18 protein-coding genes are annotated in these 18,698 nt (G+C 73.5%); 7 read left to right on the top strand and 11 right to left on the bottom strand.

The genetic code is table 11. The features are described 5' to 3' along the window. Positions 1-108: 108 nt before the first annotated feature. From FB467_RS18025 to FB467_RS17985, 9 genes are all read right to left on the bottom strand, one after another. Complete coding sequence (locus FB467_RS18025; RefSeq protein ID WP_141786326.1) at positions 109-1,887, bottom strand: thiopeptide-type bacteriocin biosynthesis protein; 1,779 nt, start codon at positions 1,885-1,887, stop codon at positions 109-111. Further along, a complete protein-coding gene (locus FB467_RS18020) occupies positions 1,884-3,146 on the bottom strand; it encodes a hypothetical protein (protein WP_141786325.1) in 1,263 nt (420 codons plus the stop codon). The genes FB467_RS18025 and FB467_RS18020 overlap by 4 nt, the downstream gene beginning before the upstream one ends. Next, positions 3,143-4,966 (bottom strand): YcaO-like family protein, encoded by a 1,824-nt coding sequence (locus FB467_RS18015; RefSeq protein WP_141786324.1) that lies wholly within the window; start codon positions 4,964-4,966, stop codon positions 3,143-3,145. Before FB467_RS18015 ends, FB467_RS18020 begins: the two co-directional genes overlap by 4 nt. Beyond that, positions 4,963-6,636: a hypothetical protein gene (locus FB467_RS18010; protein ID WP_141786323.1), complete on the bottom strand. Its 1,674-nt coding sequence runs from the start codon at positions 6,634-6,636 to the stop codon at positions 4,963-4,965. The genes FB467_RS18015 and FB467_RS18010 overlap by 4 nt, the downstream gene beginning before the upstream one ends. After that, positions 6,629-7,816 (bottom strand): hypothetical protein, encoded by a 1,188-nt coding sequence (locus tag FB467_RS18005; RefSeq protein WP_141786322.1) that lies wholly within the window; start codon positions 7,814-7,816, stop codon positions 6,629-6,631. The genes FB467_RS18010 and FB467_RS18005 overlap by 8 nt, the downstream gene beginning before the upstream one ends. Then, entirely contained in the window at positions 7,813-10,410 is a 2,598-nt protein-coding gene (locus FB467_RS18000) for a lantibiotic dehydratase family protein (protein ID WP_141786321.1), read from the bottom strand. Before FB467_RS18000 ends, FB467_RS18005 begins: the two co-directional genes overlap by 4 nt. Continuing rightward, positions 10,410-11,276 carry an ABC transporter permease gene (locus tag FB467_RS17995; RefSeq protein ID WP_141786320.1) on the bottom strand — a complete coding sequence of 289 codons (867 nt, stop codon included), beginning with the start codon at positions 11,274-11,276 and terminating at the stop codon, positions 10,410-10,412. The genes FB467_RS18000 and FB467_RS17995 overlap by 1 nt, the downstream gene beginning before the upstream one ends. Position 11,277: 1 nt before the next feature. Next, positions 11,278-12,189, bottom strand: a complete 912-nt coding sequence (locus FB467_RS17990; protein ID WP_141786319.1) for an ABC transporter ATP-binding protein — start codon at positions 12,187-12,189, stop codon at positions 11,278-11,280. A gap of 101 nt (positions 12,190-12,290) precedes the next feature. Beyond that, positions 12,291-12,464: a thiazolylpeptide-type bacteriocin gene (locus FB467_RS17985; protein WP_141786318.1), complete on the bottom strand. Its 174-nt coding sequence runs from the start codon at positions 12,462-12,464 to the stop codon at positions 12,291-12,293. Between the two features lie 221 nt (positions 12,465-12,685). Here FB467_RS17985 and FB467_RS18635 point away from each other — a divergent pair, with 221 nt between their 5' ends. Continuing rightward, the gene (locus tag FB467_RS18635) at positions 12,686-12,859 is read left to right on the top strand and encodes a hypothetical protein (protein WP_153390429.1); all 174 of its coding nucleotides are present in this window, start codon (positions 12,686-12,688) and stop codon (positions 12,857-12,859) included. 69 nt (positions 12,860-12,928) lie between these two features. Here the strand turns inward: FB467_RS18635 and FB467_RS17980 are convergent, their stop codons facing one another. Beyond that, positions 12,929-13,609, bottom strand: a complete 681-nt coding sequence (locus FB467_RS17980) for a response regulator (RefSeq protein ID WP_141786317.1) — start codon at positions 13,607-13,609, stop codon at positions 12,929-12,931. Between the two features lie 231 nt (positions 13,610-13,840). Between FB467_RS17980 and FB467_RS17975 the strand changes: the two genes are divergently transcribed. Together FB467_RS17975 and FB467_RS17970 are read left to right on the top strand one after the other, a co-directional pair. Beyond that, a complete protein-coding gene (locus FB467_RS17975) occupies positions 13,841-14,041 on the top strand; it encodes a hypothetical protein (protein WP_141786316.1) in 201 nt (66 codons plus the stop codon). Beyond that, a complete protein-coding gene (locus tag FB467_RS17970) occupies positions 14,029-15,246 on the top strand; it encodes a sensor histidine kinase (RefSeq protein ID WP_141786315.1) in 1,218 nt (405 codons plus the stop codon). Before FB467_RS17975 ends, FB467_RS17970 begins: the two co-directional genes overlap by 13 nt. 30 nt (positions 15,247-15,276) lie before the next feature. On the opposite strand, the gene FB467_RS17965 is transcribed toward FB467_RS17970, so the two are convergent. Beyond that, complete coding sequence (locus FB467_RS17965; protein WP_141786314.1) at positions 15,277-15,681, bottom strand: VOC family protein; 405 nt, start codon at positions 15,679-15,681, stop codon at positions 15,277-15,279. A 226-nt stretch (positions 15,682-15,907) separates the two neighbouring features. Between FB467_RS17965 and FB467_RS17960 the strand changes: the two genes are divergently transcribed. The 4 genes from FB467_RS17960 to FB467_RS17945 all read left to right on the top strand — a co-directional run bounded on the left by FB467_RS17960 (position 15,908) and on the right by FB467_RS17945 (position 18,664). Further along, the gene (locus tag FB467_RS17960; RefSeq protein ID WP_141786313.1) at positions 15,908-16,345 is read left to right on the top strand and encodes a hypothetical protein; all 438 of its coding nucleotides are present in this window, start codon (positions 15,908-15,910) and stop codon (positions 16,343-16,345) included. Positions 16,346-16,425: 80 nt separating this feature from the next. Continuing rightward, entirely contained in the window at positions 16,426-17,055 is a 630-nt protein-coding gene (locus FB467_RS17955) for a DedA family protein (protein WP_228393491.1), read from the top strand. A gap of 116 nt (positions 17,056-17,171) precedes the next feature. Next, positions 17,172-17,765, top strand: a complete 594-nt coding sequence (locus tag FB467_RS17950) for a SigE family RNA polymerase sigma factor (RefSeq protein WP_211350638.1) — start codon at positions 17,172-17,174, stop codon at positions 17,763-17,765. Further along, positions 17,762-18,664 carry a hypothetical protein gene (locus FB467_RS17945; protein WP_141786312.1) on the top strand — a complete coding sequence of 301 codons (903 nt, stop codon included), beginning with the start codon at positions 17,762-17,764 and terminating at the stop codon, positions 18,662-18,664. Before FB467_RS17950 ends, FB467_RS17945 begins: the two co-directional genes overlap by 4 nt. The last annotated feature ends 34 nt before the right edge of the window (positions 18,665-18,698 follow it).

Raw genomic sequence — 18,698 nt, 5'->3', positions numbered from 1 at the left:
TCCTTTCGGTGGTGAGCGCCGGCTGGTCCGGTCGCTCGGGGCCGCGGGGGTGACGGAGCGGACTCCGCCCGACCGGGTCGCGGTCCTCCCGGTCGGGGTTCGTGGTGCTCAGTCCGGTGCGGGACCGAGCGGGAGGAGCGCCGAGACGAAGCCGTCGATGCCGTCCAGGTGCACGGCGGTGCTCAGCTCGTCGTCGGAGAAGGCCGACACCGGGATGGACCGGCAGCCCGCGGCCGTGGCGCACAGCAGCAGGTTCTGGGCCAGGTGGCCGCACTCCTGCAGCAGCAGCCGCAGCGCCCGCAGGCCGTACTTGGGCCGGAGCGAGGTGATGTCGGAGGCCAGCAGCAGCACGGCCGGGACGGTGTCGGTGAGCACCACCGGTGGTCCGTTGGCGGCGCGGTCCTGCCCGCTGCCGAAGGTCGGCGACGCGTGCTGGACGGTGTCCCGGGTCAGCGCGGGGCCGAGCCGGACCAGGGAGTGCCCGGGGGCGGCGTAGGCATACAGCCCCGGGTCGATCCCGGTGACCGCCCAGGCGTTGACCAGCACCGAGGTGGCGTAGCGCCCCCCGGGGCTGGGGTGGGTGCGCGGCACGATCCTGGTGTCGCCCCACTGCACGGCGCGGCTCTCCACCTCGCCGGCCGCCCACCCGAGCACGGTCGCCAGCACCGGGAGGTCCAGGGTGCCGCCGTAGTCGCCGTAGGAGCTGCGGCGGTCCTCGAGGACCTCGTCCAGGCGGTGCCGCAGCGGGGCCGGTGCGGGCAGCGGGACGGTGGGGAAACCCCCGGGCCGCTCGTGCCCGGCCTCGCCCGAGGGCGGGCGCGGCCACTGGGCGGCCGCGTGGGTGCGCACCGCATACTTGCTGCCCTCGAGGTAGGCCCGGTCGAGCGCGTGCGGGGTGTCCTCGAAGTAGTCCGCCACGGAGGTCCACCCCAGCGTCATCGCCGAGGCGAGCCAGCTGAGCACCCGCTCCTCGTGGACCGAGATCCCGAGCCGGTTGTTCATCATGTGGATCAACGACCAGAGGATGGCGGCGGGGGGACGGGTCAGCCCGTCCTGCGCGCTGATCCGGTCCAGGTCGGCGAGCAGGTCCTCGATGCCGCGGCGCCACAGGCCGTGCGTGGAGCCGGGGGAGTCCTGCACCGCGGCCGTGACGGCGGCGACCCGCTTGTCCCACACCTGCGACCAGTCGCGGCGCAACCCCTCGGCCTGCTGCAGGGCGCCGTCGCGGTCCGAGGAGGCCTCGTCCACGAAGTCCCAGGAGGAGAAGTAGCGGCGGGCTGACCGTGCGGCGTCGAGGGCGGCGGGCGAGGCGGCACCCATCGCCAGCGTCATCAGGTCCAGGCCGACGGCGAAGACCTTGGTCCGGTCGCCGGTGCGCAGCACCGCCCCGGCGATCCGGCTGCTCAGCTCGAAGAACTCCTCGCACCTGGCCAGCGCCCGCGGGCCGCCGTAGCGGTCCACCTCGGGCAGGTAGGGCTCCCGCACGATCTGCCCGTGCCCGTGCCACGGCACCGGGTCGGGCTGGCTGAACCGGGCGTGGAACCGGCCCGGGTCCAGGTCCACCCGGTCCTCGGCGTGGTCGGCCAACCAGGCCGCGACGGCGGCCTCGAAGCCGTCCACCGCCGCCGGGTCGGGGTCCCGGAAGCGGACCCGGACGTGCGGCCCGCCGTGCCAGTAGCGCAGGAAGAACCAACCGGTGGCCCGGCCCTGCGCGACCAGCTCCTGGGCCAGCGGCGCCACGCAGTCGCGGATCAGCGCGTCGGTGCCCGGGGTGGTGAGGTGGGCGTAGATGCAGGTGGTCGTCCACGGCGGGTCGGTGGCCGGTGGGGCGCCGCCCGTCGTGGGGTGCTCCCGGGTGTCCGGGGGCCGGGGCGTCGTGGTGGTCATGTGTTCCTCCCGTAGGTCGTCCAGGCGGCCGGTGTCAGGTCGTTGTCCGCTAGGGGGCGCAGCCACACCTGGTAGGCGGGGACGGCCCCGGCGTCGAGGCCGAGGTCGTGGGCCCAGGTGGGTTCGTCGAAGTTGCGGGCCGGTCGCGCCGCGATGCCGCAGGCCGCGGCGGACAGGCAGACCCACTGGGCCAGCCAGCCGAGCAGCACGTGCACCGACTCCAGGGCGCCCGGTCCCATCACCGCGGCCAGCCGGCGCGGGTCGACCGACCAGGTCAACCCGGCGGCGGAGGCCCAGGCCCCGGTCGAGGCCATCGGGCGCTCCGGTCCCGCGCCGTCCGGGCGCAGCGGGGTCAGGTAGCGCTCCGACATGCCCCGGCCCACGAGGGTGGTGCGGTGCACGGTGAGCGCGCCCGCGGCGTACAACGGCGCGACGGCGGCCAGTCCCGCGGCGACCACGGCGTCGATCCGCTGCCGGGCCGGGTCCGGGACCTCGCGGGAGGTGATCAGGTTCGCGGTCGAGGGGCCGCTGGTGCGCCGGGCGAACCAGGCGTCCACGGTGGGCGGCGGTCCGTCCGGTCCGTCGCTGCTGGCCCGGACCAGCGACCCGATCACGTCGGGGGCGATGGTCCACCCGGGACCGGTCGGGTCCGGTCGCTGGGTGAGGCGGGCGACCTCGTCGCCGTGCGCGTGCAGCACGGTGGCCGGGTCGACCCCGAGGTGGTGCGCGGCCGCCGCGACGGTGGCGAGCAGGTGGCCGGCCTCCAGCCGGGCCAGGGAGGGGCGCAACCCGGCATACGGCGTGGGGTAGCGGTCCGGGCGGATCCGGGCGACCAGCCCGCGGCGGTCCGGGGTGCCCGCGTGGTCGGGGGAGCGGCGCCGGTCCGCGGGGGCGGTGGCCCCGCTCCACGGCAGCAGCACCTCGCGGCGGCCCGCCGCGTCGACCCGCTCGAGGTCCACGCCGAAGAGGGCGCGGGGCGAGGGGTAGGCGCGGTGCAGCACGTACCGGTCCGCGGCGACCGCGCGGCGCACGGTGACGGCGGCCGAGGCGGCGGCCTCCAGCGCGGCCCACGGGTCGGCGGGGCGGGCGACGGGGGTCCCGGGGGCGGCGGACCCGATGGCCCGGCGCAGGTCCGGGTCGACCGTGCCGAGGTCCTCCTCCGGGGCGTGCGGCACCGGCAGGGTGCCGAACAGGGTGGTGGTCTCGCCGACCGCCTTGCCGAAGGACTGCTCCCAGAACTGCCGGGTGCCGGTGGTCACGGGAACGGGTGTGGTGCGGGGACGATCTGTCCGGGTGTCGACCACGGCACACCTCCTTTCAGAAGCGCCGAGGCGCGGTGGAGCCGGGGCAGCCCGTGCAGTCGCCGGTGCAGGTGGCCGAAGGTCATCGGCACGCTCCCGGGGACGAGGACCTTCGCGGCGTGGACGGGGACCGCCCCGGCGAACGTCGGGTCGGTCTGGTCGACGACGATCAGGTCGCCGCCCAGTTCGGCGAGCCGGTCCAGGTGCCGGCCCAGCTGGTGCGCGACGTCGGTGGAGACGGGGACGTCGCAGAAGGTGTCGATGTCGGTGCTGCCGGCGGGGTGCCGAAGGAACTCGTTGAGCGGCCGGGCGCCGACCAGGCCGTGCAGGCCGGTGTGGTCCTCCAGGAACTCGACCAGGTCGTGGTCCTCCAGCATCGGGCGGCAGCGCTGCGCCGACACTGACGGGCGCAGCTGCTTCCACCGCTGGTACATCAGCACGTTGGTGGCGACCTCCTCCAGCGCGGTGCGGATCGCCTGCCGCCCGTCGGGGTGGGTGGCCGAGGCCAGGCTGAGCGAGGGGAACAGGTCCTGCTCGGCGACCTCGTCCGGCGCGGTGATCACCGCGAGGGCGGTGGGGACGCCGTGGTCGCTGGTCATGTCGAGCAGGTCGACGGTAAGGCCGTGCCAGCGCAGCGTGTCCAGCAGGTGGCCCACCTGCGGGTCCTCGCCCGCGCCGGCGATGCGGGGCAGCCGGGTGCGGGAGTACCAGGTGAGCAGGAAGGCGTCCCGCTCCACCACCTCGTAGTAGCCGTGCAACGCGGCCTCCTCCAGGGAGCCGCCGACCGCGCAGCCGTTGGACGACTCGTAGACGAACCGCTGCTGGCCGGCGGGGACCCGCCAGTAGGCCATCTGCTCGGGCACCAGCACCGGTCCGGCCCGGAGCGCGGAGCTGGCCGCGACCCAGGAGGTCTCCAGCTCCGGCGTCCACGGCGTGAAGCCGTGCGCGCGGGCGATCAGCGCGGGGTCGTGCAGGCCGAGGGTGGTCAGGTCCACCGCGTCCGTGCCGAGCTCCCGGGCGCTGGCCCGCACCGTGTCGACGGCGGCGGGACGGCGGGCGCCGAGCACCCGCTCGATCCCCTCCAGCAGCGCCGGCCCGGTGGAGCCGGGGAAGGTCGTCGACCGCCCATAGCCGCTCTCCCGCAGCCGGTGCCCCGGCGCGACGAACTCGGAGGTGACCAGCGCGAGCGGGGAGAACTCGTCGCGGTAGGACAGCGCCAGCGGTCCGTGCCGCCGGTCGGTCACCGCGGCCGTCCAGGCGGCCGTCTCGACCGGGCGGACCCGCAGGGTCCCCGCCGTCGCCGGTTGGGGGGTGGTCAGGTCGAGCGGGGTGGCCGCGGTCCGGGACGGGACCGGGGCGCAGCTGCCGCAGTCCGGGTGGTCCAGGTAGCCGTGGTCCTCGACGGTCCCGTCGCTGCGGTTGACGACCCGCACCCGTCCCGGGGCGGCGGGGGAGCCGCTGGAGAGGTGGTCGGCCACGGCCGCGGCGACGGTCCGGGCCCACGGCGCGCTGACCAGCCAGGTCCTGGCCCCGGTCGAGGGGAGCAGGGAGCTGGTGTCGCGGCGCCACAGCCGGGCGCAGTCCAGGCAGCCCCGGACCCCGCCCGTGGGGGCGGTGCCGAGCAGCAGCTCGTCGGCGTCGGCCCGCAGCTCCAGCCGGTATGCCGTGCCGTCGGCCCGCGCGACCCCGTCCCGGACCAGCCGGTCGACGACCTCGGCATACGGGTCGGGTGCGTTGTCCCGCGCGGGGGCGGGTGGCGCGATCGTCAGGGTCGTCATGACGTCGTCCCCGATCCGGACGTCCGTGCGGTCACGGTCCGCGGGTGGAGCCCGAGGCGTTCCCACCCCGCTGCCCCGCCGGGGCGGCGCACCTCGACGTGCGCGGCCGCGGCCCAGGCGGCCAGCGCCAGGCGGGTCGGCTCCAACCGGGGGCGCGGCGCCGACTCGACCGTGGTCCGCGGGTCACCCTGCGCCAGCGCGGAGCCGACGGCCGGCACCAGTGCTTCGTCCAGGGCGGCGGCCGCGGTGGTCGCCAGGCCCGAGCCGAGCACGCCGCCCGCGGCGTCGAGCACCTCGACGAGCACGAGGTCCGGGGCCCCCTCGACCGTGGCCGTGCGGGTCCGGGTGCTCGCGACCACCCCTTCGCGGATCGTCAGCGCGGTCCACAGCCGGCGCGCGAACGGCGAGCCGGGCAGTGTCTCGGGCCGGCCTTCGTCCGGGTCGGCCCAGGTCAGGTGCGCGTGGGCCCAGTGGCTGACCGCGCGGGCCACCGCGTGCGACGGGTCCCGCCCGACCCCGATCACGCCCGACGGGCCGGTGGCGGAGTCGGAGGCTGCGGCGCTGGCTGCGGCGGCCAGCTCGGCGAGCCGTTCCACGCAGGCCGCCCGGGCGTCCGCCGTGTCCACGCCGGCCTCGGCCACCGGGTGCCCGGCCGTGCCGGCGACCGCCAGGCCGACCGGCAGCTGCGGCAGGTCGTCGGGGACCGGACCGGACCACGGGCTGAGCGGGCCCAGCCAGAGCTGCTCGGTCTGCTCCAGGAAATCACCGTCCGTGCCGGCCCCGCCGGCACCGTGACCGATGAGGACCTCCGGCGCCAGCAACTCACCGCCCGGGGCCAGGTCCGGCAGCGCCACCAGGGGGTGCACCTCCGAGACCACGTCCGGGGAGGTGAGGTGGTAGCGGGCCGGGGTCGCGGCCGGTGCCCCAGGTCGGTCGGCGGACAGCGTGGTCAGGGTGTCCAGCACCGCCTGGGCCCCGGCGAGCCGGTCGGCGATCCCGTCCCTGGCCGCGTTGGCCGGTCCCGCGAGGGCCCGGGCCCGGGTCGCCCAGCTGCGCAGCGCTTCCCGTGCTCCCCGGGAGTCCGGGGCCGGCCCGACCAGGCGCCAGTCGCCGGCCCGCAGGACGAGCACGCTGCGGCCCGCGTCCCCGTCGCCGGGCTCCGCCCCGGGGGCGTACGTGGTGACCGTGGCCCCCGGTGCGCCCGGGAGCGGGACGGCGGGGGTGCGGGAGGCCCGCACCCGGAGCCCGGTCCCGGCGAAGGCCTCCAGGATCTCGGCGACCAGTCCCGCGTCGTCACCGCCCACCTCGACGGCCGTCCGGGCCGCGGCGGCGCTCGCCGCGGCCGGGTCGTCGGCGGTGCGCTCGAAGTGCTCCCCGAGGGGGCCCTCCGCCGGTGCGGTGGCGGCACAGAGCAGGGCGTGCTCCTCCAGCTGGTCCAGCAGGCCGCCGGCGGCCGGCCGGGCCGCGGCGGGCAGCCGGTCCAGCAGGTCCGGCACGGCCACCCCGGCCCGCAGCACCGGCTCGATCGCGGCCCACAGCTGCTCCGCCGCCGCACCGTCCAGCACCACGGCGGTGCGGCCGGCGCTGACCGCGATGCCGCGGCCCTCCAGGGTCCGGGCGCTCACCGACCGGCGCAGCCGGCGGGGTGGGGAGAGGGTCTGCTCAGACATGGGAACCTGCCCAGGGAAGGGTCGGCCGCAGCTCCGGCTCGGCGGCCCGCTGCCGCTCGACGGTGCGGGCGATCGTGGTGTCCCAACGCTCGCCGACCACGTCCTGGGCGGCCTCGGTGAACAGGTAGGCCAGCGAGTAGCGCTGCATCGGGGTGACCCCGACGAGGGGGAGCAGCTCGAAGAAGCTGTTGATCAGGAACCGGTAGGCGGCGAAGTCCGTGCCGTTGCCGAGCTTGGTGAAGTCCAGCTGGCGGAACGCGGCGTGGAAGTCGCTGTAGTCCCGCTCGTCGGAACCGGACCACTGCACGGCCAGGTCTGGGCCGAAGGTCTCGGCCTTCTCCAGCCGGGACGGGTGCGGGTAGGGCAGGATGTCCTCGGTCGCGGCCAACGCCAGGGCGTCCGGCATCCGCTCCTCGACCCAGGCGATCCAGCGGTCCAGGACCGGGTCGCCGGTGGACTCGCCCGGTTGGCGCTGCTTGGCCCGCTGCACCACGGCCACCAGACCGTCGCGCTGGGCGGCCCACGACCGCTCCAGCGGGCGGCTCAGCCGGCCGTCGGTGTCGGTCCAGTAGAAGTACTCCTTCCAGTGCGACAGGAAGGCCTGGTAGCCGGAGATGAGGCCCCACCGGGGGTAGTTCACCGCCAGCGCGGCCATCCCGCGGAACACCGCGTTGGTGGCGTCCGGCCCGTCGAACAGCCGCCCGGAGGCGTCGTGCAGGCAGTCCAGCCCCGAGCCGATGGTCCGGCCCTTGGCGTGCAGTGCGCGCTCGGTGCGCAGGAAGGTGTCGGAGGGACCGCCGTCCTGGACGGACACCGTGTTGTCGGGCTCCAGCGGCAGGTAGGGCGGGGAGACCAGCTCGAGACGACCGAGGTCGTATGACGTGCGCTCCCACTCCTCGTCGGTGATCACCCGGGTGGACCGGTCGGTCGCCAGGTGGGCCTCGGCGCGGGCCTGCAGCTGCGGCAGCAGCGCGTCGACGGCCGCCGGGGCGCCGTGCAGGTAGAGCATGGTGTGCGGGCCGAAGCGCCAGTTCGACTGGAGCCAGGCCGAGGCGATGCCGGGCGCGTCGTGCGCCTCCTTGGCCAGGGGGACGAGGCAGTCGTGGATGAGACGGCGCTTGTCCTCGGCGTAGTAGTTGATGCGGAGACCGCGGATGACGGTCGGGTCGGTGGTGCTCATCGGTGTCCTCCTGGTGCGAGCGTGATCTCGTAGAACAGTTCGGTGGCGTGCCGGCCGCGGGGGGACCGCGTGCCGTGCTGGTCGGGACGGGGGTGGAACTCCTCGACGAGGAGGTTGTCCCCGAGCGGGGCGGTGCGCTTCTGCGCGCCGGCGGTCTGCAGGCGGGAGCCCAGGTCCAGGAACTGCGGCCGGGGGCTCATCGCCCGTTCGAGCGGGGTGATCTGCCGGCCGAACAGCGGCCGGGCGAAGACCTGGGCGGGCAGCCCCACGCGGGCCCTGGCCCGGCCCAGCTCGCGGTGCCGCACCGGCTCATCCACCCCGACCTCGGCGGCCAGGAAGGAGGAGCGCAGCGCCCACCGGGAGCGGAACAGGACCAGGTCGCCGTGCTGGATGCGGGGGGCCCGCACGCAGTCCTCGCGGGTCGCCTGGAGCCTGGCGTGCAGGTCCAGGGTCAGCTCGTTGAACGAGAAGTACGGCGCGCCGGCCACCATCGCCAGCAGCATCTCCTCGGACGGGAGCGCGTGCGGGACCAGGAACCCGGTGTAGAGCACGTCGACCGACTCCCCGGTCGCCGCCAGCACGATCCGCACCCCGGTGGCCGGGTCGTGCACCAGCGCGAGGTCCTCCACGGACAGCCGGGCGGTCTCCCCGGGGTGTTCGTCGGTCAGCCGCAGCTCCTCCGGCGCCAGGAGCGGGTTGAGGTTGGCGTTGAACCCGAGGGCGGGGCGCATGTGCACCTGGCGCGCGTCGTCCGGGCCGGTGACCCGCGCCGTCTCCCGCACCCGGGCGAGCGTCTCCCCGGGCTGTTGGGCCAGGAACCGGCTGAAGTAGCGCGACCGACCGCCGTAGAGGTGGTTGACCACGAACTCCGGGCCGGCCGGCTGGCCGAAGACGGTGATCGACCGGGGCCGGTCCCACTCGCGGTCCGGGACGTGCTCGGCGGCGCGGTCCAGCACCGCCGGGTCCAGGAAGACCGGGCTGGTGCCGCTGCGGCCCAGCTCGACGAGGTGGTCGGCGATGATCGACCGGGCGGCCCGCAACGGACCGACGATGTGCGCGATGTCGTCGGGGACCTGCCCGTCCAGCAGCCGCTGGGTGAGCGGGAACGTCTCGTAGGCGGCCCGGGCGAAGGCGCGCAGGTCCCGGCAGGTCCCGCCGAACCCGAAGGTGCGCACGAAGACGCTCTCCAGGGCGGCGGCCAGGATGCGCTGGTCGTCCATCACCACCAGCAGCGGGCCGAGCTCGGCGGTCTGGTCGGCCCAGGTGCCCACCTGGTCGCCCGCGACCGGCGCGGCCGTGTCCAGGTAGCAGTCCTCCACGAAGGGGTGCTCGACCCCGTCGCCGACGACCTCCCGCCAGGCCTGCTCGGTGTCCTCGACGAGCCGGGCCCGGTCGTCCGGTCCCGCGGTCGCCATCTCCCGCTCGCCGCGCAGGCTCTGCCGCACGGCGGCGCGGATGGCGGCCGAGGTCTCGCCCCGGAGCGGGGCGAGCACCGCGAGCCACTGCCCGAGGTAGTCCGGCTCCTGCTCACGTACCGGGACGGCCGGCACGATCGCCTGGTAGCCGATCAGCACGTCCACCACGGCGGCGGTGTGCTCCTGCGGCCAGCCGAACCGGTCGGCGACGACCTCGATCAGGTCGCGCAGCCGGGCCGGCTCGGTCGCGGTCTCCACCACGAGCGGCCAGACCTCGGCCCAGGCCCCGTTGAGCGGCAGCCGGAGGTCGTCCTCGTTGACCGTGTCGGACTTGGCGCTGGAGTCCTCCACCCAGCGGCGCCGGTGGATGACCAGCACGTCCCCGTCCAGCCGGCAGGTGTCCGACACCCGCCAGGTCAGGTCGAGCCGGTCGACCGGGTCCTGCGCCAGCCGGCGGGCCGCCCGGCGCACGATGAGGTGGCGCAGGGCCACCACGCTGACGTGGTCGCGACCCAGCGGCCCGGCCGCCTCGTCCGGCCCGTGGAAGGCGGTGCCGGTGTAGCGGGAGAACGGGCTCACCTTGGTGGTGGACCGGCCGAAGTAGGTGACCAGCGACTGCTCGGACTTGCGCTGCCGCTTGGTCAGCGCCCCGTCCGTGCCGGCCCGGGAGGCGACCGCCCGGAACAACGAGCGGCTGGTCATCACGGTGCTGAGCTGCACGTCCGGGTCACGCGTCCACTCGGTGACGACGGCGCGCTCCCGGGCGAGCCCGTCGGCATACTCCCCGTCGAGGGTCTCCTCGAGCCGGTCGGTGCGCCGCCAGCTGTCCAGCCAGGCGCTCACCGTCGGGTCGGCGGCGGCGTCCGGGTCGGACAGGTGCCCGGCCTTGGGGTGCCGGCCGGCCAGCACCGCCCGGCGCAGCGGCAGCCAGAGCCGGCTGCTGCGCTCCCGGTCGGTGCCGACCAGCTCGGTGAGCGCGGCGGCCGCGGCCTCGGCGATCTCCGCCCGGAAGTCCTCCTCGGCGACCAGGTCGGCGAACCGCTGCTCGTCGGTGGCGGCGAGGTCGGGGTCGACCAGGTCCTGGTAGTGCCGCAGGTTGACCCTGGACACCCAGTCGGGGGTGACCGCCGTCCGGATGCGTGGGCCGGACCGGACCGGGGGGAGGGCGACGGTGCTCATCAGGACTCTTCCCCGGTGGCCCGCAGGCGGGAGAAGGTGCGCGGCTCCGACTCCGAGGCCCAGGAGAAGAAGGCGACCGAGGCCGCCGTGCCGAAGATGCCCCAGGCGACCAGGACCAGCGCGGCACCGGAGTCCCAGACCGGGCCGGTGCCCGCCAGCGCCGGGGTGAACAGGTCCATCAGCGGCTTGCCCGGCAGCAGGTCGATGACCTGCTGGACCGGCCCGGGGAACGGGATGGCCACGAACGCCCCGGACATGAAGGCCACCGGGAAGAACACCGCGTTGACCAGGGGGACGGCCGAGTCGGCGTTCGGCGGGACGAGGGACAGCGCGACCCCGAGCGGGGCGATCGCCAGGAAGCCCAGCAGGGACACCGCCCCGAGGGTGAGCAGCCGGTCGGTCGGCAGCTGCACGCCCAGGCCGAGGACACCGATCGCGGTGACCGCGCCGAACACGATGAACATGCTGACCAGCGTGTTGACCAGGAAGCCGCCCATCACCGACACCGGGGAGACCGGCGTGGTGCGGAACCGCTTGAACAGGCCGTGGTGCCGCTTGATGGCCAGCGAGATGGCGACGTTGGCCAGGACGACGGACAGCAGGGCGAAGACGAGCACGCCGGCGAAGCTGAGGTTCGCCTGGGTCAGCGTGTTCGCGCCGTGGGTGACCTCGGCGGCGGCGCCGTCGCGCATCGCGAAGCCGAAGATGACGTAGAACATCACCGGCATCGCCACGATGAAGGCCAGCTGGATCGGCGAGCGCCAGAAGTCCTTGAGGTCCAGCTCGGCGTGGATCCGGAACGGCCGCCAGAGCGGGGTGCGTTCCTGGGTCGCGCTCGGGGCGCGGGTGTCGGCCAGGGTGGTCATGTCAGCGTCCTCCGTCGGTGGTGGTGGCCCCGACGAGGGCCGCGTAGGCGTCGTCGAGGGAGGGTTGGGAGATGGTCAGGCCATCCAGCTGCACGCCCTGGTCGCGGGACCAGGAGCTCAGCTGGGCGAGCAGGGCGTCCTGGTCGGTGACCTCGTAGCGGACGGTGTCGCCCTCCAGGACCGCGCCCCCGGGCAACAGCGCCGTGTCGGCCGAGCCGATCCGGAAGGTGACCCGGGTGGCGGTGCCGGAGGAGTGGATGAGGTCGCTCGGGGACCCCTCGGTGACGAAGTTGCCGCCGGAGAGCACGTGCACCCGGTCCGCGAGCTGCTGGACCTCCTCGAGGTCGTGGCTGGTCAGCACGACGGTGGTGCCGGCCGTGTTGACCTCGGTGATCAGCGCCCGGATGTTGCGGCGGGAGAGCGGGTCCAGCCCGGTCGTCGGCTCGTCCAGGAAGAGGATCCGGGGGCGGCCGATGAGGGCGAGTGCGATGTCGAGCCGGCGGCGCAGACCGCCGGAGAGCGAACGCACGGAGGCGGAGACGTGGTCGGTCAGCTCCAGGGTGCTGACCATCTCGTCCACGTCCGCGGGCCGGCGGTAGTAGGAGGCCTGGCGCCGCAGCAGGTCGTGCACGGACGGGCCGGGCTCCAGCATGGTCTGTTGCAGGACCACGCCCATCACCCGGCGCAGCTGACCGAAGTCGGCGCGCGAGCCGGGGTCCAGGCCAAGGACCTGCAGGGAGCCGCCGTCGCGGCGGCGGTGGCCCTCCAGGATCTCCACGAGGGAGGTCTTGCCGGCCCCGTTGGGGCCCAGGAGGGCGGAGATGCTGCCCTCGGGGACCTGCAGGTCTACCCCCCGCAGGACCGCGCGGTCGCCGTAGGACTTCAGCAGTCCGGTGGCAGAGATCGTGTTCATGGTGCTCTTTCCTCTCAGCGGGGATGTCTCGGTCTCGGTTGCGGTTTTGGGCCGGAGCGCCACGGAGCGCGGCGCTCCGGCCCGGGTACCGATGTGCTGGTTCAGCCGCAGGAACCGGACGAGCAGCAGGAGCTGGACCCGCAGCAGGAGGTCGAGCTGCAGGAACTCGAGCCGCTGGTGGCGCCGGTCTCGGGGACGGCGACGGCCTCGCGGACCGACATCACCTCGATCCCGTCGAAGTCCAGGTCCGGCAGCTCGATGCTGTTGTTCTCCATGGTGTTCTCCTTCGTGTGCCCTGAGTTGAAACAGACCGACGGTTGCCGGCTGCCTCAACTCTGCTGACCTGGGGGAACCCCTGGAATCCGTCGCTGGTCGCGACCTGGCGGACACCTTGGTCGCACGGAGATAGCGACTTTTGTCGGTACCCCCGGCTCCCGGTGGAATGGCTCAATGGGATGGTCGGACGCACCCGCGCCGACGAACGAGAGGAGAGACCGTGGACGCCATCCCCTGGTACGCCTGGATCGTGCTCCTGGCGATCGCGATGGGCGGCCTGGTCCAGGTCGTGCGCCTCATCAGCAGCCGGGACACCGCCGACCACATCGACCCCGACCTGCGGGCCCGGGTGATCTCGCTGGAGCAGCGGATAGATCGCCTCGAACGACGCTGACGCGGCGCTCCCGCAGCGTTGCGTGACCAGTGGCCGGACCCCGACGGGTCCGGCCACTCGGCGTGTGACTCAGAGCTGCGCCAGTCCCGACCGGTAGGCGGTGATGACGATCTGGACGCGGTCGCGGACGTCCAGCTTCTGCATGATCCGGCCGATGTGCGACTTCACCGTCGGCTCCGCCAGGTGCATCTGCTGGGCAATCTCCCGGTTGGAACTGCCCTGGCACAGCAGCTCGATGACCTCCATCTCGCGGTCGCTCAACCCGAGCTCCTCGGGCGTGGAGCGTTGCGCCGGGGCGGGGGACTGGTCCTCCCGGACGCTGCGGACCAGGACGTCGGTCACCTGGGAGGAGATCACGAACTCTCCGGCGACCACCGCCCGGACCCCGGCAACGATGTCGGCCGGAGTCGAGTCCTTGAGCAGGTAGCCGCTCGCCCCGGCCTTGAGCGCCGGGATGACGTACTCCTGGGAGTGGAAGGTGGTCACCGCGACGACCAACAGGTCGGGATTCTCCTCGAGGATGGCGCGGGTCGCTTCGACACCATCCATCCGGGGCATCTGCAGGTCCATCAGCACAATGTCGGGTCGCAGCGCCCGTGCCTGCTGCACTGCCACGACCCCGTCGGCAGCCTCCCCGACGACGGTGAAGTCCTCGACGTTGTCGATGAAGACCCGCATGGCCTCGAGCATCAGCTTCTGGTCATCGACCAGCAGGACACGTAGCGGTTCGCCCCCGGCGATCGGATCCATAGCCGTGACCCTAGTGGACCGACGGCGCGACTGGGGCGAGCGCACCCTCATGCCGGGCGATCCGGCATGCGGCAAGAACCAATGTCGGACAGGCGATTCATCCTATTGTCTCTATGGACAGGGGACGGAAGGATGTGTTCGCGGGTACCCCGCAGCGGGAAACGTAGTGGTTGAAAGCACCGGCCACCGCAGCGGCGAGCCGGCCACCTGAAACCGAAGGCAGGGAACCCGATGCGCGCCACCACCAGCTCTCCCCGGATCATTCTCACCGCAGCCGTCGCCGCGATCGCCTTGGCAGTGGGGGTCGTCCCGGCCCAGGCCGCCGGCCCGGGGAGCGAGCTCGCTCCCACCGTTGCCACGCTGACCGACGGGGAGGTGGACCCGCAGTTCCGGATGCCTGACCTCTGTAGCCTCGTCCCGTGGGTCTGCTGAAGAACGGTTCTCGCCTGCCCCCCGGATTCTGGTCCGGGGGGCAGTTGCCGTTGGTATTGCGGGTCGTCATCATCTCGGTGGCCCTCGTCGGCAACACGGTCACCGCATGGCGGGTCCTGGACTCCGGGCCCGATGGTTTCGGCCCGCTGGCCCTGGAGCTGACGCTGTGCGTGGTAGACGTGCTGATGTGGCTGGTCGTGGCGCTCCGACCGGGGTGGGCGTGGGTCCCGTTGGTGCTGCTGCAGGCGTTGCTCGTGGCCACCCAGACACAGCCGGGGACCTTTGCCCTCGAGATCCTCATCGTCGTCGGGTTCCTGGCCTTCGCCGCGGTGCGGCATGGGCTCGTCATCGCCCTGGTGACCACCGTGGCGTGGACCATCGTCAACCCGTTCCTGGACCATGCGCTGAGCTCCTCGGCGTTCGTCTCCGGCTACCTGGCGATGCTCGTGCTGGCCCTGGTCATCGGCCTCTCGCTGCGCTACCTGCTGGCGACCCGCGCCGAGGACCGGCGGCAGATCGAGGAGTTCGACCGGCGCGCCGGGGACCTGATCCAGTTGCAGCGTGACGAACTGGCCCGTGAACTGCACGACATCGTCGCCCACGACCTGACCGTCATCGCGATGCAGTCCAGCGCCGGTGCCATGCAGGCACCCGAGGGCGGTGCGGAGCGGGAGACCTTCGAGGTGATCGGCGACTCGGCCCGGGCCGCGCTGGGTGATCTGCGCCGGCTGCTGCGGTTGATGCGCGAGCCCCCGTCGACCGACGAGGTCTCGAGCTCCGCGGCGAGCATCGACCTGGGGTCGGAACTGGCCGACCTCGCCGCGTCCCTGGAGGATTTGGGTCACCCGGTCACCACGGCCGTCTCCGGGGACCTGTCCAAGGTGCCGTTCGGGGTGCGGACCACCATGTCGCGGTTGCTTCGGGAGGGCACCACGAACATCCTGAAGCACTCGACCCCCAGCGCCGCCGTCCGGTTCGAGGTCGCGGTCGACGTCGAGGAGGGGGTTGTCCGGGCGGACGTGGTCAACGCCCTGGGGCAGGAGCAACAGCGGCAACCGCCCCGCCGCTTCGCGGTCTCCCGGTTCGGCGTCATCGGGCTGCGCGAGCGCGTGCAGTTGCTCGGCGGCGAACTCGACGCCGGCCCCACCGGCGAGGGTGGGTGGCGGTTGGCGGCGACCCTGCCGCTGCGGGCCGATCCGCACTGAGACCGTCCGGCACTGGCTGCGTCCGCGGGCTCAGGTCACCGTGGGTTCGCGACGCTCGGCCAGACTGCGCAGGATGCAGAACTCGTTGCCCTCCGGGTCGGCGAGCACAACCCAGCCGGTGCCCGGGCCGTAGCTGTCGCGGCGGTCCTCGAGTTCAGTGGCGCCGAGCCCTAACAGGCGCGCGAGTTCCTCGGCCTGGTTGCCCGAGGAGGGACGCAGGTCGAAGTGGATCCGGTTCTTGACCTGTTTGCCCTCGGGGACCTCGATGAACAGCACCCGGTGCTCCCCGTCAGGGGATTGGATCAGGCACTCCTCATGGCCCGCCGCGTTCGGGTCCTCCGGATCGTCGACGTAGTCCAGGACCTGCTTCCACCACTCGGAGAGGGCGAACGCGTCGCGGCAATCGACTGAGGTGTGCGAGATGTATGAGGTCATGACGTCAGCCTCGCGGGGTCGTGCCAACGGAAGCAACCCGATTTGTCGGGCCCGCGCACGCACTCCCAGCCGGATCTCAGGAACGGCAGGAACGATGGTCTCTCGAGGCCGTCGCGGCGAGCGGCGGCCGAGCCCCGGGGAAGGGACATCTGCGATGAAGCGACGGTTTGCCACAGCAGTCACCGCCGGTACGTTGGGGACGGCGAGCGTGCTGGGGATCGGATTGGTGGCACCCGCCGCGAGGGCAGGCACCGACCAGGGAAGCGAGACGGTCTGTCAGGACAGCGGTGACGACGATGACCCGGCCGGGGGGCCGGGGCAGGCGCCGGACTCCGATAGGGGCACCGCCACGGCCATCACGTTCCCGTCGGACCTGGTGTCGCCCGGCTACCGGGTCGCCGGCGCCGAAGGCGCCGCGGCCCCCGTCCCGACCGGGTCGACGCCGGCCGAGCCGGCGGCCGGCATCCTCGGCCCGGGGGGCACGAACCTGCACACCGCTGCTCGGGTCCTCGGGATGGAGTTGACCACCCTGCAGGAGGAACTGCGCTCCGGCGCGACCCTGGGGGACCTCGCCCGGCTGCACGACGTCGAACAGGTGGCCCTGGTGCGCGCGCTGGCGCAGGAGCAGGAGTCCCGGCTGGAACGGTGGCTGCAACAGGTCTGACGCGGCCGGGGGAGCAGGGGGTATTTTGGAGCCGCCCGTGTCGGGACGGATCCATCCACGAGAGCGCCGGGAGGTCGCACGTGTTCGACGCTCTGAACCAGTTCATCCAGGACCACGCGGGGGCGACCTGGGTGCTGCCGGTGGTCTTCGCGCTGTGCCTGCTCGACGGTTTCTTCCCGCCGCTTCCGAGCGAGTCGGTCGTGGTCGCACTGGCGGCGGTGAGCGCGTCCGTGGGCGAGCCGTCCCTGGTGCTCTTGTTCCTGGTCGCGGCGGGCGGAGCCTTCGCCGGTGACAACATCGCCTACACCCTCGGGCGGAACGGGGGACTGCGGCGGCTGCGTCATTCGAAGCGGTTCAAGATGTCCACGATGCTGGACTGGGCTGACCAACAGTTGGCCAGACGCGGGGCGATGATCATCATCGTTGCTCGCTACATCCCGGTCGGTCGGGTCGCGGTCAACGTCACCGCCGGGATCACCCGGTTCCACCGGGGCCGGTTCATCGCCTGCGACCTGCTGGCGGTCACCTCCTGGGCGGCGTACTCGGTGGCGATCGGGGCCGTGGCAGGTCACTGGATGGAGGAGAACCCACTGCTGGGTGCGGTCCTGGCGATCACCCTCGCGGTGATCCTCGGTGCCGTGGTGGACCGTTTTCTGCAGCGACGCGGCGCCGCCCCCCGCGAGGAGACCGACGGCGCACCCACGCGCTGAGCGGCCCGTGGGCATACGGTGGTGGGGAGTGGAACCGTTCGCCCGGCCAGGGCCTCTTTGCTGATGGAGCGCCCGGGCGACAGACGCCCGGGGCCGGGGACAGACGAGGAGCGAGGGTGCGCCGCAGCAAGGAGTTCACGGCATTCGTCGACGCGCGCTACGCGTCCATGCTGCGGGCGGCCATCCTGTTCACCGGCAACCGGCACACTGCCGAGGACCTGCTGCAGGAAGCGTTGTTGCGCACCTTCGACTCGTGGCACAGGTTGGAGGTGATCGGGGCAGCGGAGTCCTACACCCGCACCACGATGGTGCGTCTGCTGGTCCGCGACCGGCGCCGCCGCTGGTCCGGGGAGGTCCCCACCGAACACCTGCCGGACTCCGATCCCGAACGGGAAACCCGGTCGCTCGATGACCGGGTGGCCTCGGTCGTGAGTGTCCGGGCGGCGCTGCGCGAACTACCGGTGGACCAGCGGGTGGTGCTGGTGCTGCGCTACTACGAAGACCTGTCGGTGGCCGAGATAGCCCGGGTCCTCGGCTGCCGGGAGGGCACCGTGAAGAGCCGGGCCTCCCGCGGTATGCAGGCGCTGCGGGACTCCTCGGTGCTCAGCGAGGACGAGACGACCGTCTCGGGGTGGACGGCGGATGCCGAGCGCCGGGAGGCCGGTGCCGGCCTCCGCGGGCTGTTCGGCCGAGGGGGTGCGGACCGGTGAGGATCCCCACGCGTGGCGAGCAGCGGCTGGCCGCCCTGCTCAGCGAGGCGGCCGAGCCGATGGACCCCGTGGTCAGCCCCGGCCAGGCGCTGACCGAGCGGGCCCGTCGGCGCACCCGCCGGCGCCGCACCGCGGTGGTCGCCGGGGCGATGGCCGCCGTGCTCGCGATCGGCGGCAGCGCGGTCTGGCTGGACCAGGCCGTGCGCTCCGGGGGTCAGGCGGTCCCCGCCGGGGAGAGCGTGGCCGACGACCGGCCCGTCGACCTCGGGCACGAGGCGACGGACGCCGCCCGCGAGGCCCTCGAGGCGGGTGCCCTGGAGCGGACCAACGGCGAGCCCAGCGAGACCCTGGTCCGGCTCCTCGGGAGTCCGCGGGGGCACACCTCGCTCACCGTCGACGCCTACGTCTACCAGCTGGAGTGGCTCTGGTACTCCAACGGCTACCGGCTGTCCTGGGTGCGACCCAAGGACATCGACCCCGCGGACACCCAGACCGTCCCGGTCGAAGACTGGCCGGGGGCGATGTCGCAGTGCATCGCCGGGCAGGGCTACCAGGCCAGGGTGCAGGACGGTGTGCCCTGGGTGGTCCAGGACATGCGCGACGTCGACCTGGCCTGGGCCGCCCGGCGGTGCGCCATCCTGAACCAGCCGGCGTGGGCCTACGCCGACCTCACCCAGGAGGACTGGGCCGAGGTCTACGACCACCTGGCGACCGACTGGCGGACCTGCGAGGCGCAGAGCGGGTCACCGGTCTACTGGCTGATCGACCGCGAGGAGTTCATCGAGGAGGCGAGTCGTGGGCCGCTGACCCGGCGGATCTCCAACTTGGACGAACGTCTCGCCGGGTCGGACTGCCCCCAGGTCCCGGACCACCTGCGCAACGGGATCGCCGACTCCTGACCTGCGTGACCTGCCCACCCGCGCAGCGCCGCCG

This window comes from Ornithinicoccus hortensis (assembly GCF_006716185.1).
Lineage (GTDB): Bacteria > Actinomycetota > Actinomycetes > Actinomycetales > Dermatophilaceae > Ornithinicoccus > Ornithinicoccus hortensis.
This window is presented reverse-complemented; position numbering and strand designations above follow the sequence as displayed.

Coding starts and splice junctions, on each gene's coding strand:
- FB467_RS17965 (WP_141786314.1), bottom strand. CDS start 15,681: ATGACCTCATACATCTCGCACACCTCAGTCGATTGCCGCGACGCGTTC.
- FB467_RS17985 (WP_141786318.1), bottom strand. CDS start 12,464: ATGGAGAACAACAGCATCGAGCTGCCGGACCTGGACTTCGACGGGATC.
- FB467_RS17995 (WP_141786320.1), bottom strand. CDS start 11,276: ATGACCACCCTGGCCGACACCCGCGCCCCGAGCGCGACCCAGGAACGC.
- FB467_RS18010 (WP_141786323.1), bottom strand. CDS start 6,636: ATGTCTGAGCAGACCCTCTCCCCACCCCGCCGGCTGCGCCGGTCGGTG.
- FB467_RS17990 (WP_141786319.1), bottom strand. CDS start 12,189: ATGAACACGATCTCTGCCACCGGACTGCTGAAGTCCTACGGCGACCGC.
- FB467_RS18025 (WP_141786326.1), bottom strand. CDS start 1,887: ATGACCACCACGACGCCCCGGCCCCCGGACACCCGGGAGCACCCCACG.
- FB467_RS18015 (WP_141786324.1), bottom strand. CDS start 4,966: ATGACGACCCTGACGATCGCGCCACCCGCCCCCGCGCGGGACAACGCA.
- FB467_RS18000 (WP_141786321.1), bottom strand. CDS start 10,410: ATGAGCACCGTCGCCCTCCCCCCGGTCCGGTCCGGCCCACGCATCCGG.
- FB467_RS18005 (WP_141786322.1), bottom strand. CDS start 7,816: ATGAGCACCACCGACCCGACCGTCATCCGCGGTCTCCGCATCAACTAC.
- FB467_RS17975 (WP_141786316.1), top strand. CDS start 13,841: ATGCGCGCCACCACCAGCTCTCCCCGGATCATTCTCACCGCAGCCGTC.
- FB467_RS17980 (WP_141786317.1), bottom strand. CDS start 13,609: ATGGATCCGATCGCCGGGGGCGAACCGCTACGTGTCCTGCTGGTCGAT.